Here is a 12,505-nt window from a genome sequence, read left to right as displayed (position 1 = left end):
GCTTGTTTTCATTTGCTTTTTTGAACATCTAAACAACAAATGAGCGCAAGCTTCTCCCTTCGCGATCTATTCGGCGTAAAAAATGAATTTAAAATGGGCAGGCACAACCAACCCGCTTTAATTCGGCTTAACCGCCCAGCGTTGAATGTCGTCACTCTGGCCAATCAATGCCAGACCATTGGCAATCGAATCAAACTGATTCGAACTTGTAACCATTGCATCGGGGAAGCGCCGCTCGAAGGCCGTGCGAATGGCCGGCACGAAGGAAGTGCCGCCCGTCAGAAACACACGGTCGATGCCATCAAACGTCAGCCCGGCATTTTGCACGGCCTGCTCAACGGATTGCTCGATATTAGCCACATCGCTGGCAATCCAACTATCGAAATCATCGCGCGTGATAGCCGAACGAATTTCAAAATCATCGGCCTTGAAATGCAGTTCGGATACTTTTTCCGACGACAGGCGAACCTTGAGATTTGAGACGGCCCGATAAATTTCATAACCGTAGTCGTTTTCGATCAGATGAATGAAATGTTCAAGCGGCTCAGGATCAACTGCATTCTTGGCAAGATCGGTCAGTGCGCGAATAGTTGCGGGCGAATTCATCAGAAACAATGTGTTCCAGCGCGCGAAATTTGCATAATAATGCCGCGGTATCGGCAGGCGCTTGCCAAAAGATTTATACTCGCCATTTTTGCCAAGGAGCGGCGACACCGCATTGTCGATGATGCGATAATCAAATGTGTCGCCCGCAATGCCAAGACCTGTCTGGCTCAGCGGCGTGAAACTCAAACCATTCGCACCCACGTCAAAACGCACGATGGAAAAATCGCTCGTACCACCACCAAAGTCAGCGACCAGAACGGTGGATTGGGTTTTGAGTTCCTGTGCATAAAAATATGCCGCCGCCACAGGCTCATAAACATAGTGAATGTCGGTGAAGCCAAAAGCACGGAACGCTTTTTCATAACGCTGCATGGCCAGGTCTTCGTCCGGCGATACTCCGGCAAAAATGACCGGACGGCCAATAATGACACGATTGCCCTTTGGAGGCAGGCGATCACCAAGGCGTGCTGCAACGGATTGAAGAAACGTCTCTAAAATATCTTCAAACTTGAAACGCTTGCCGAAGACCGGCGTATCGGTGAAGGATTTTTGAGCCGCAAACGTCTTGAATGATTGCAGCATACGCGTTGAATGCGGTGCATTCACAAAGGCATCCATCGCCCATGCCCCGCTTTCGCAGGTGCGCTCACCAGTTTCCCGATCCTGCCAGAAACAGAGAATCGAGCGGTAGCCGGTCATGTCGACGCCATCCTTTGGCACACTCAGCACAGCCGTCCTACCATCTGGCGAGGCCAGAGACAGAACAGTGTTCGTTGTACCGAAATCGATGCCCAGTGTAACGCCGTCAAACTGGCTCTGGCTAACGGTCGTCATAATCTGCCTCTAATGGTGGGGATTTTCAGGAGGCGGCGAAGTAGCAGACAGATAAGAGTTTCTCAAGTCACCAAAGACGAATAAGAGACAATCACAATGAATGAACCGAAGGAGCACACATGTCCCGCTTAGACGGAACGACTGCCGTTTTAACAGGCGCCGCACGTGGTTTGGGTGCTGCTCTTGCTTTTTCCCTCGCCGAAGCCGGGTGTGATCTCGTGCTGTGCGGTCGCAACCTGAAGGCACTTGAAGAGACTGCCCATAAAATTGCGGCACATACGGGGTGCAAGGTGCAAACAGTGCAGGTCGATCTTGCAGACATGACAAGCGTGGCTGCCGCTATGGAAACAATCAAAGCGGACCACAGTTCTATCGATATTCTTATCAACAATGGCGCTATGTGGCTGGAAGACAGAGAGGACGAATATTCCATTGAGGAAGTTTCGGGCGTCATCAATGCCGCGGTAACCGGAACATTTATGTTCACGCAAGGGATGCTGCCCCTTCTCAACGCGTCATCGCGCCCGGATATTGTGACCATCGGTTCGATCAGTGGCCTGCCAAATGCGCCCTTACAAACAGTTTCGGTGCCGTTCTATGCTGCAAAGCGCGCACAGGCTGCACTGGCAGACGGCCTACGGCAAAAGCTTGCCGGAACGCCAGTGCGTTCCATCATCGTGCACCCGCCCTACCTCGAAGACGCGTCGCCCCTGGAGAACAACTGGGAAGCCTCCGCCCATCGAAAAAAGGGACAGGCAGCCACAAGCCGCGATATCGTTGAATCTGTGCTCTTTGCGCTCACGCGCCCACGCCATGTCACATTGTCGATTACTGTCGACGCTGATGAGGGCGGCGTTTTCGGCTAGAACTTTAAATGCTCTGAGGACGCGTTTCCCGCAAAAAGAAAGCCCGGTTTCACAACCGGGCTTTCATTTATCTCTTCTTTTTTGCGCGACCCGCAAACGGATTGTCCGACGTCTTGAGCGACAGACGGATCGGCACGCCCGGCATATCAAATGTCTCACGCAGGCCATTGATGAGATAACGCACATAAGATTGCGGCATCGCATCAGGGCGTGAACAGGAGACCACGAAGCCCGGTGGGCGGGTCTTGATCTGCGTCATGTATTTGACTTTGAGGCGACGGCCAGAAACTGCCGGCGGTGGCTGGTGCGCAATAACGCCTTCAAGCCAACGGTTCAGACGACCCGTCGAAATGCGGCGGTTCCAGATTTCATGGGTCTTGACGACATTCTCCATGAGCTTGTCCAGCCCCTGCCCGCGCTCACCGGAAATCGGCACAGCACGAAGGCCACGCACCTGTGGCAGAAGCCGCGCCGTCTTTTCGTAAAGATCTTCGAGAACCATCTGGCGATCTTCGATCAGATCCCATTTGTTGAACGCAATAACCGGCGCACGGCCTTCGCGGATGATCAGATCGACGATCTGCAAATCCTGCTTTTCAAAAGGGATCGTCGCATCAAGCACGATAATCACCACTTCCGCAAAGCGGATCGCACGAAGACCATCGGCAACCGAAAGCTTCTCAAGCTTTTCCTGCACGCGCGATTTACGACGGAGACCAGCCGTATCGTAAAGCTTGATATTGCGTCCGCGCCATTCCCACTCGACCGAGATCGAATCGCGCGTGATACCGGCTTCAGGCCCTGTCAGCAGACGATCTTCGCCAAGCATTGTGTTGATCATCGTGGACTTACCCGCATTCGGACGTCCAACAATGGCAATGCGCAACGGCTTGGTGGCATCATAATCCGGGATGATTTCCTCATCCGGGTCTTCAATATCATCGCCAATCAACTCACCAACGGCAGCCGGCGTGAAAGCCTCTTCCGCAGCTTCTTCTGCACGTTGATCGGCAAATGCACGCTCTTCGCCCAGAAGCGCGACAATTGCGTCACGCAAATCGGGCATGCCCTGACCATGTTCAGCAGAAACAGGACATGGTTCCCCAAGGCCAAGCTGGAAAGCATCATAGAGGCCAGTTTGCGCGCCCCTCGCTTCCGCCTTGTTTGCGACCAGCACAACAGGCCTGCCGGAACGGCGGACCAGTTCGGCAAAAGTGCTATCGGCTGGCGTCAGCCCGGCTTTCGCGTCAATGACGAAAAGAATGGCGTCAGCTTCCTGAATGGCAGCCTCCGTCTGGGCACGCATGCGCGCTTCCAGACTGTCATTGGCAGCATCTTCAAGACCAGCCGTATCAATGACCTGAAACTTCAAATCATAAAGCTTGGCATCATGAATACGCCGGTCGCGCGTGACACCCGGCAAGTCATCAACCAGCGCCAGCTTGCGGCCGACGAGGCGATTAAACAGGGTGGACTTGCCGACATTGGGACGCCCGACAATGGCGAGAGTGAAACCCATAGGTTCGTATTACTCCGAAATTGGTTTAGCTCAGCCCTGAGCTTCTGGCATTTTAATGCCAGCGCCGCGCATGAGATCAAGCATTGTATTGGCGCGCTGGCGGATGTTCGCCGGAGCCAGTGTGTCATTGGCAATCTGCTGGTAAAGTTTTGCGGCGTCGTCGAAACGCTCCGCTTTCCATGCTGCCAGACCAAGGGTCTCACGCGCACTCGAACGCATTGGATTGCCGTCTGCCGAAAGCGTTTCAACGCGCTTTGCGACATCATCATAAGAACCAGAATCCACCAGCAGATAGGCTGCACGAATGCGCGCTATGTCGCGCATCGGCGCGGGAACTGCATTATCCGCTGCAACCGCATCAAAAGCCGTAACAGCCGCTGGCACATCACCCTTCTCCGCCAGCACAGAGGCAGCACGCAAACGCGCCAGTACCGGATAAGAGCCATAGCCTGTCTTTTCAAGATCATCGAGTGCGGCGATGGCTTCTTCGTTCTTGCCGGAAGCGGCGAGATCGAGAGCCGCCAGAAACTTATCGCCAGAGGCAGATGCCTTGCTCTCAGTCCAGTGCTTATAACCGACCCAGCCGGCTGTACCGATTACAATCGCAATCGCCGCGCCAATTAGAAGAGGGCCAAAGTTTTTCCAAACCTGCTTCGCCCGTTCCGAACGGAGCTCTTCGTTTACCTCGCGAATGAAACTGTCGTCTGCCATGGACCTGCCATTTTTTACTTGAGCGCTCTGCGCATAAAGCCACGCTCTGAAAACTGTTGATCTTAATTTCTATGTTCAGGCGCTTTTAGTCGGAATTCGCGCCATATGTAAGACCCGTCAGCGAAATAAGCTGCACCTTACCCGAACAATCTGTATTTGTGTCCGAGCTTCGCCTTATTCAACACGTAGGAAGCAACCTTTCCCCCAAAGTGGCGTTCACTCTCTTATGCGTATTCTTTCTTCTGTCCTTGCTGTCACGGCCTCTTTTGCTTTTGTCACAAATCCGGCTCAGGCAGAAACCTCTAAGCCGCAATATGTGCTGATCTCTTTTGACGGCGCGCATGACAACAAGCTTTGGACCCGTTCACGCGAACTGGCGAAAAACAACAATGCGCATTTCACTTATTTCCTGTCCTGCGTCTTTTTGATGGAAAAGAAAAACCGCCGCGATTATCAACCGCCCCAAAAACGTGCCGGTGCATCCAATGTCGGCTTTGCTTTGAGCCATGATGAAGTTGTGACGCGCCTTGATAATATCTGGCAGGCGCACCTGGAAGGGAACGAAATTGCCAGCCATGGCTGCGGCCATTTTGATGGCACCAACTGGTCCACGGCCGACTGGGACAAGGAAATCAAAGAATTCCGCCGCATCACTGCCGATGCTTATAAGAATAACGGTATCGACGGCGAGCCCGAGGGCTGGCAAGAACTGGCGCGCCACGGCATAAACGGCTTCCGCGCGCCCTATCTTGCGGCATCAAAGCCCGTACAGGATGCATTGAAAGCCAATGGCTTCCGCTATCAAGCATCATCGATCACGCGTGGACCGGAACTGCCACAGATCACTGGGCAGTTTGCGTCTTTCGGTCTGCCGCTTATTCCTGAAGGCCCGTCGCAGCGGCTTATCGTGGGTATGGATTACAATCTTTATGTCCGCCACTCCAAAGGCAAGGAAGCGCCCGCCCAGGCAGCTGTGTTTGAAGAACGTGCCTATAAAGCTTTCCGAACGGCCTTCGACAAACAGTATAATGGTGAGCGCATTCCCTTACAGCTTGGCTTTCACTTTGTGCTAATGAATGACGGGGCTTACTGGCGCGCCATGGAACGTCTCGTATCCGAGGTCTGCAACAAGCCTGATGTGAAATGCACGACATATAATGATTATCTCAACACAATCATCGCTCCGGGCGACAGCGCCGCGCAGAGAAGATCGTAAAGATTATGACATCAGGCCGAGATTTTCCTGATCCAGCACCGGCAATGGCTCCTCATAAATCACCGCTTCAAAGCCACGCAGACGCTTATAGATCGAAAGAAGTTCGATAATGGTCGTCCATGAATTAACGAGATACTGGAACGACCCACGCACCTGATCAAATACATTGAGTATCTGGTTCATCAGGCCAAGCGTCAGCTTGCCCGCAACAATTGATGGCACCAGAATAAGTGTCGGAAAAATACTGTCAGCCTGCAAATAAAAGATACGGGCAACGTTGAAATAGACGTAGTGAAAGTAGAGCCGAAAATAATTCTGGCGGACACTGGAGAACAGTTCTCCCATCGTAAGCGGCTCGGCACGATGCGCATGATCTTCACCATAGACCAACTCCTTACGATAGGCCGCTTCCACGCGCTGATTGTTGAATTCCAGCCCCGGCAGTTTGATGCCGACCAGCGCCAGAAAGCCGGTGCCAAACAGCGCCCAGACAATTGCCGCCCATACCAGCGCATGCGGCACCAGCCCGATGATTGGCAACTCGCTCACCCTGTCAGAAAACGAAAACAACACCGGAAGAAACGCGATCAGCGTCATGATCGCCTTGATCAGATTGACGCCCAGCTGTTCAACGGTCGTAGAAAAGCGCATTGTATCTTCCTGAACGCGCTGCGCAGCGCCTTCGACCGAACGCAGTTTCGGCCAGTGGCTCATGTAAAAATCATTCATCGCCGTGCGCCAGCGGAAGATATAATGGCTGGTGAAAAACGCGCTCAGCACGCCAATGGTGACACCAACAAAGGCAATGCCTGCGAAGTCCACCATACTCCAGTAAAAATCAACTGCCTGCACCGAGCCGGGCGTTCCCAGCGCCTTCTGCACCATATCATAAAACGGGCCATACCATGCGTTGACCGCAACGCTGACCTGCACACTGAAATAGGTCGCAAACAGAATCAAAGCCGAACCGAGCACAGACCATCGCTGCCATGGATGCGGCGCAAACCATGACCAGACCGCATAGAATGCGAACACGGCAACAGCAAAATAGATATAAAACCAAAGGAAAGGCGCAGACCAGAAGAGGCTTGCGCCAATGATGGGTGCAGCATCAGCTGCCGCCGGTGGCAAACCGATTAAACCTCCGAGTGCCGCACCACCTTCATACCAGCCAATAATGGCAAGCAGTGTCCAAACGAGCACGGATGAGAAGAACAGCTTAGGACGCGGGAAAAAGGATACGAACATTGCAATAGGTCCAACAAGTATGTTGGCTGCATAAGGCACCGATCCAAAACTGTTTACCAATTAAATTTTTTTAAGGTTTTCCATTACTTGGCAGCACGCCCAGCGGCGTAAGCAATGATCGCCGTCATCAGGAGGGCAAAGGCTGCAACGAGAGTGGGGACAGTGAACGAGCCAAAGCGTTGCGCCATGAAGCCTGCAATCAGCGGCCCTGCAATCTGTCCGATGCTGAAACAAACCGTCATCCTTGCAAGGGCACGCTTCGGCGACTGCGGTGCAAGCACACGCGCGGTCTGAAGCCCGAAGGCCGTTAGCGCCATAAAGGTTATGCCAAGCAATGCACCGCCAACCAATGGCCCCAAAGGTGGCGGAAGCAACACGCTTGCCGCCACACCGAGAGCTTCGATTGCCGCAGTCAGCGCAAAAGCGATAAAGAGACCAAACTTCCGAATGGCAGGCGACCAGAGCCAGATCGAAGGTGCAGCGCATAATCCCGTCACAACCCACACGGCTGCTTCCATCAACGAGCCACCATCATTTGCCCGTACGATTGTGATGATGAACGTTGCCGTGATCACATAGCCAAAGCCAAAAATGCCATAGGCTATTGAAATCGCATTAAAAGCAAAGCTGCTTGGCAGTGTCGGTTCACGCTTGCCATTGGCTCCGCCAACCGGCCCTTCCTTCACAAGCGCAACCACCAGAACAGCCATGACCAGACTTAAAATGGCAGCTCCAATCCAGTCGGCCCGCCAATCAAGTCCAGAAAACCGGATACCCGCAACCATGATCGCTGAAAGCGCAATACCTGCGCCAACCCCGCCAAAATGCAGCGCACCAAGCTCTGCCCGTTCGGCAATCGCTATATGGCTAAGCACGATTGTCGTGCCAAGAATCATCGTCACGGCGCTGATAAAGCCTGCTGCAAAACGAATGATCGAAAACGGCCAAACGCCATCAAAAAATGCCATCGCGGCACAGAGAACCGCACTGATGATCAAACCGGCAATGACGCTTTTGCGTTCAATCCCCGCTGACCAGCCATAGCCCGCAACCATTGCTCCCAACAGATACCCAACATAGTTGGCGGAAGCGATAAAGCCTGCATCTGCGGCATTAAAACCCACATCCACCATCATGCCGGGAAGGATCGGCGTGTAAATAAAGCGGCCGATCCCCATTGCCGCAATCATGGCGAAAAAGCCGCCAAAAGCGTAACGAAGAGCAATACGATGCGAATTTGTTTGGGAGAGTGCTTGATTCATAGCGCTGAAAATACGCTTTGGGTAATCGTGCACAACTGAATTTTTCTGATTGAGACAATCACTCGAATTGTGTTCAATTTTTCGGCATCCCGCAAAAGCAGCCTAACCGGCCTGTATATCCGGTCTGTTTTTTGGGGGGCGCGTTGGCACGCTGTCTGGCTGGCCTGAATGAAGAAAATGCAGCAATGTCTCGTTCATTGATTGCAGCCGGAAAGCCGCATCCCGCCAACTGAAATCAATATCCTGCGGCACAGGTGAAAGGCGTTCAGGCGCGTCGCCCTCGCCCAGATTACAATTATGGATGACCGATTGAAGCGATTGTGAAATCCATTCGGGCGGCGACGCTTCCTTCTTACGAAGCGCATTACCGACGGCCTCTCCAAAGAGCAGAGCCGTTGCATAAAGGCGGATGCCGCGGCGATCATAGCGGCCTGCCATTTCACTGATCTCGCGCGCAACCAGCCGACCGCGCAAAGACCAGCGCGCGTTTGACCGGGCGAGCGCTATGCCATCCCCCAGCGCGTTGACCGCGCGTTGCGCCTGTGTAAACTGGTTGATTGCGCTCTGTGCGTGGATAACATCTTGTGTTTCCAACGCAATTGCCGACTTTTTGAGACCTTTCAGGATATTATCGACAAGTCCCCGCACGGCTCTGTCGATCAGGCGCACCGGATCGGGTGTCAACAATATCTGACTGAACAAAAGCCCGACACCCGCGCCCACAAGAACATCAATAAGCCGTGTCATTCCCGCGACCTGCGGCCCCATTGCCAGGACAAGAATAGCAGAAACGCCCGATTGAATGGCGATAGCCGGCGCAAGACCGAAGGTCGTTGCAATCACCATGGCGATGCAGGTGACAACACTCATATGCAGAACCGGAATCGTATGGGGCAGAAGCAGAGAAAACTCGCCCACCAGCACGCCAGTCGTCACACCTGCGATCACGCCAATCGCCTGTTTGCCATGATTGGGCAGATTGGGCGCAAGACAGATAACGGCTGTCACCATCGCGAAGAGAGGGCGCGGCTGCCCCAGCATCCACTGACAGATCAGCCATGCGACTGCGCCACCAACAGAGGCAATCAGCGCATCACGCCAACTCACCGACCATTGCTGAAAAATCTTCTCTATTCGCTGACGCATTTATTAACCTGCCAACTTATCCGTCACGCTGGAGATACTATTTATGACAGGTTTTGCGGTACTCAAGCCTTGAAGAACGCCTCATACTGATCCGGTTTGAACCCGACAATCAGCGCGCCATTCCTCTCAAGCACCGGGCGCTTGACCATAGAGGGTTGTGCCAGCATGAGTTCACGCGCCTTGGCAGCATCGACATTGTGGCGCTGTTCTTCTGGCAGCTTACGGAACGTGGTGCCCGCACGATTGAGCAACTTTTCCCATTCGATGTCTTTCAGGAAACGGTCCAGCGTTGCACCATCAAGGCCGTCTTTCTTGTAATCGTGAAAAGCATAGTCAATGCCATGATCTTCAAGCCATGTGCGCGCCTTCTTCATGGTGTCGCAGTTTTTGATGCCGTAAATCGTGACGCTCATGTCCGAATCCTTCAAGTTTTATCCGATCAAAAGCTATCCGCAGCGGGGTTGCAACCCTCAATGTTTGAAGGCTGGCGCTCTCTTTCAAGCAGATCGCGCTTGCGTTCCACACCCCAGCGATAGCCGGACAATCCACCATCATTGCGCACAACCCGATGACAGGGAACCGCAACAGCAATCTTGTTGGCGCCACATGCCTGCGCCACGGCACGGATTGATTTTGGCGCGCCGATCATTTGCGCAAGTTCGGTGTAGCTCACTGTTTTACCAAACGGGATTTGCAGCAATGCCTGCCAAACCCGTTCCTGAAAAACAGTGCCACGCAAATCCAGTGGCAAATCAAGCCCAATACGAGGGTCTTCAACGAACCCGATAATTTGCGCAACATGATCCTCAAAATCCCGGTCCCCTCCGATAAGCTCGGCTTTCGGGAACCGGTCTTCGAGATTGCTGATCAGCGCCTCTGGCTCATCGCCCATCAGAATGGCACAAACACCCTTCGCACTTTCCGCAGCAAGAACCGCCCCCAGCGAAGACTGACCGACAGCAAAGCGGATTGTCTCATTCTGCCCACCGGATTTATAGGTCTTTGGCTTCATTCCCAGAACCTTGTCCGATGCTTCATAGAAGCGGCTTGATGAATTATATCCAGCTTCATAAATGGCGGCTGTCACGCTTGCTTGCGGCGTTTCAAGGGCTGAACGGATTTTTCGCCCGCGCTGCGCATCCGCATATTCTTTGGGCGTCAGTCCGGTGAAGGCTTTGAAAAGACGGTGAAAATGCGATGCACTGGCACCAACTGCGCGCGCTATTTCGTCAAGGTCCGGTATTTCTTCCGCAATATCGATATAGTGACATGCGGCTGCAATCATATCAGCATGACGGGCATTGTTCTGTGCATCAAGCGTTGCTGGCAGATTGGGTTTACACCGTATGCAGGGACGAAATCCTGCGCGTTCCGCGGCCTCTGCCACGTCAAAAAACTGAACGTTTTCACGTCTTCCACGCCGTGAAGGGCAAGACGGGCGACAATAAACGCCCGTCGTGCGTACGCCATAGAAAAACTCGCCATCCGCAGCTTTGTCGCGTGTGAGAACTTTGTGCCAGCGGCTTTCATCCGTGTCATCGTTGAGCGTTGGCGTGCTTGTCATCAGGTTCATGTCCATTGATCCTTCTTACTATGAAGGAAATCTAAAGCCTTACAAGACTGACAACACTCCGCTGCTTACTTTCAAATTCATCAGCCCCTACGAGCCTGTGCAATTGCATCGATCAGACCCTGCTTTTTCATCACGCCGCCATAGAGTCTGGTGCCGATCACAAAAGACGGCGTGCCACCGAAATTAAACGCCTCGCCCTGCTCCATGTTGCGCTCAAGGATAGCATCGATCCTTACGGCATCTGCCTGATATTGCGCTTCAAGTTTTTTCGGATCAAGACCGGCCTTTCTAAGAGCCTCGTCCGTCTGATCTTTGCTCAAACGCCCTGTCGTTTGCATCATGGCTTCCATTGCCTTGACATAGGCGCCGGATTTTTCTGCTGCCAGAACCAGCCGTGCCGGATAGGCAGAATTATCGCCAAAGATAATCCAGTCTTTAAGCACCAGCCGCACTTTGCCATCGTTTTCAACAACGCGCATCAGTTCAGCATGTCCTCGCTTGCAGTAAGGGCACTGGTAGTCGAAATATTCGACAATGGTGACATCGCCATGAGGATTGCCGAGCACCGGGATATCTTTGTCATAAAGCACATCGGCCACGCTCGGCATGCTTTGCGCAAAACTTCCGCCACCAGAAATGGCAATCGTCGCGGCTCCTGCTGCCGTTGCAGCAAGCATCTGGCGGCGATTTATCATCAGCTTTCTCCCTGAGACGATTGAGCCTTGTTGAGAACAACAACACGGCTTCCGTTGGAAACCCGTTTGTGAAGATCGATAATATCCTGATTGAAGAGACGGATACAGCCAGACGAGGCCGCCTTGCCAATTGACCATGGCTCGTTGGTGCCGTGGATACGGTAAAGCGTATCCTTGCCATCACGATAAAGATAAAGTGCGCGTGCACCGAGCGGATTGCGGATACCGCCTTCCAGACCTTGGGCATGTTTTGCATAATGTTCGGGGTTACGCTTGATCATGTTCTGCGTTGGCGTCCAGCGCGGCCATTGAGCCTTATAGGCGACCTCTGCGTCACCGCTGAATGTCATTCCGGCACGCCCGACGCCAACGGAATAGCGCATGGCCTTGCCGTCCGGCTGCACCAGATAGAGATAGCGCTTATAGGGATCGACGATAATCGTGCCAACCGGATGCGTGGTCTGATAGTCGACCTGCTTACGAAGATTTCTTTGCGCTATTTTGCTCAGATCAAGTGCCGCAATATGATTTCCACGATCGGTGACCGCGCCATACATGACTTCATATTCGCTTTTCGCCGTTTGTATCTCAGGCTCAACGACAGGCGCAGCACGCACCGGCTCAGGCGCGAGGGCCACGGGTTGCGGCATGGTGACGGGAATCGGCCTGTCTGTGGGGACGCTTGTGCACGCCGCAAGAGCCAGTGGTAAAAAGCCGACCAGGATCATTCGCGCGTATGACAGGCACGTTCTTAGCTTCGCAGTGCATAAATTCAATTTCTCAAACCCCAATATCGCTGTCCCCAAAACATGCCGGCCTTCATAAGCTG

General features: G+C 53.2%; 12 protein-coding genes. 2 read left to right on the top strand and 10 right to left on the bottom strand.

From position 1 onward, the window contains the following. Positions 1–117: 117 nt before the first annotated feature. Positions 118–1,440, bottom strand: coding sequence for an Hsp70 family protein (locus tag ABE530_RS02305; protein ID WP_265983031.1), 1,323 nt, complete (start codon positions 1,438–1,440; stop codon positions 118–120). Positions 1,441–1,559: 119 nt separating this feature from the next. On the opposite strand from ABE530_RS02305, the gene ABE530_RS02300 reads away from it, so the two are divergent. Further along, positions 1,560–2,306, top strand: a complete 747-nt coding sequence (locus tag ABE530_RS02300) for an SDR family oxidoreductase (protein WP_499693460.1) — start codon at positions 1,560–1,562, stop codon at positions 2,304–2,306. Positions 2,307–2,373: 67 nt separating this feature from the next. Here the strand turns inward: ABE530_RS02300 and der are convergent, their stop codons facing one another. Then, on the bottom strand, positions 2,374–3,825 hold the full coding sequence (gene der, locus ABE530_RS02295) for a ribosome biogenesis GTPase Der (protein WP_265983029.1): 1,452 nt from the start codon (positions 3,823–3,825) through the stop codon (positions 2,374–2,376). 30 nt (positions 3,826–3,855) lie between these two features. Then, complete coding sequence (locus tag ABE530_RS02290; protein WP_265983028.1) at positions 3,856–4,536, bottom strand: tetratricopeptide repeat protein; 681 nt, start codon at positions 4,534–4,536, stop codon at positions 3,856–3,858. Between the two features lie 226 nt (positions 4,537–4,762). Between ABE530_RS02290 and ABE530_RS02285 the strand changes: the two genes are divergently transcribed. Continuing rightward, positions 4,763–5,752 (top strand): polysaccharide deacetylase family protein, encoded by a 990-nt coding sequence (locus tag ABE530_RS02285; protein WP_499693459.1) that lies wholly within the window; start codon positions 4,763–4,765, stop codon positions 5,750–5,752. A 3-nt stretch (positions 5,753–5,755) separates the two neighbouring features. On the opposite strand, the gene sbmA is transcribed toward ABE530_RS02285, so the two are convergent. From sbmA to ABE530_RS02250, 7 genes are all read right to left on the bottom strand, one after another. Beyond that, the gene (sbmA, locus tag ABE530_RS02280; protein WP_499693458.1) at positions 5,756–7,000 is read right to left on the bottom strand and encodes a peptide antibiotic transporter SbmA; all 1,245 of its coding nucleotides are present in this window, start codon (positions 6,998–7,000) and stop codon (positions 5,756–5,758) included. Between the two features lie 83 nt (positions 7,001–7,083). After that, positions 7,084–8,262 carry a YbfB/YjiJ family MFS transporter gene (locus tag ABE530_RS02275; protein ID WP_499693457.1) on the bottom strand — a complete coding sequence of 393 codons (1,179 nt, stop codon included), beginning with the start codon at positions 8,260–8,262 and terminating at the stop codon, positions 7,084–7,086. A 102-nt stretch (positions 8,263–8,364) separates the two neighbouring features. Then, positions 8,365–9,408: an FUSC family protein gene (locus tag ABE530_RS02270; RefSeq protein ID WP_396996553.1), complete on the bottom strand. Its 1,044-nt coding sequence runs from the start codon at positions 9,406–9,408 to the stop codon at positions 8,365–8,367. Positions 9,409–9,470: 62 nt separating this feature from the next. Next, positions 9,471–9,821 carry an ArsC family reductase gene (locus tag ABE530_RS02265; protein WP_499693456.1) on the bottom strand — a complete coding sequence of 117 codons (351 nt, stop codon included), beginning with the start codon at positions 9,819–9,821 and terminating at the stop codon, positions 9,471–9,473. Between the two features lie 26 nt (positions 9,822–9,847). Then, positions 9,848–10,981: a bifunctional DNA-binding transcriptional regulator/O6-methylguanine-DNA methyltransferase Ada gene (ada, locus tag ABE530_RS02260; RefSeq protein ID WP_499693455.1), complete on the bottom strand. Its 1,134-nt coding sequence runs from the start codon at positions 10,979–10,981 to the stop codon at positions 9,848–9,850. Positions 10,982–11,061: 80 nt separating this feature from the next. Further along, positions 11,062–11,676: a DsbA family protein gene (locus ABE530_RS02255; protein ID WP_265983021.1), complete on the bottom strand. Its 615-nt coding sequence runs from the start codon at positions 11,674–11,676 to the stop codon at positions 11,062–11,064. Then, a complete protein-coding gene (locus ABE530_RS02250) occupies positions 11,676–12,404 on the bottom strand; it encodes a L,D-transpeptidase (RefSeq protein WP_396996560.1) in 729 nt (242 codons plus the stop codon). Before ABE530_RS02250 ends, ABE530_RS02255 begins: the two co-directional genes overlap by 1 nt. Positions 12,405–12,505: the final 101 nt, after the last annotated feature.

It is taken from the genome of Brucella sp. TWI559, from assembly GCF_039674265.1.
Taxonomy (GTDB): domain Bacteria; phylum Pseudomonadota; class Alphaproteobacteria; order Rhizobiales; family Rhizobiaceae; genus Brucella; species Brucella chromiisoli.
The sequence above is the reverse complement of the archived record's forward strand: the minus strand, read 5'-3'. Positions and strand labels throughout refer to the sequence as shown.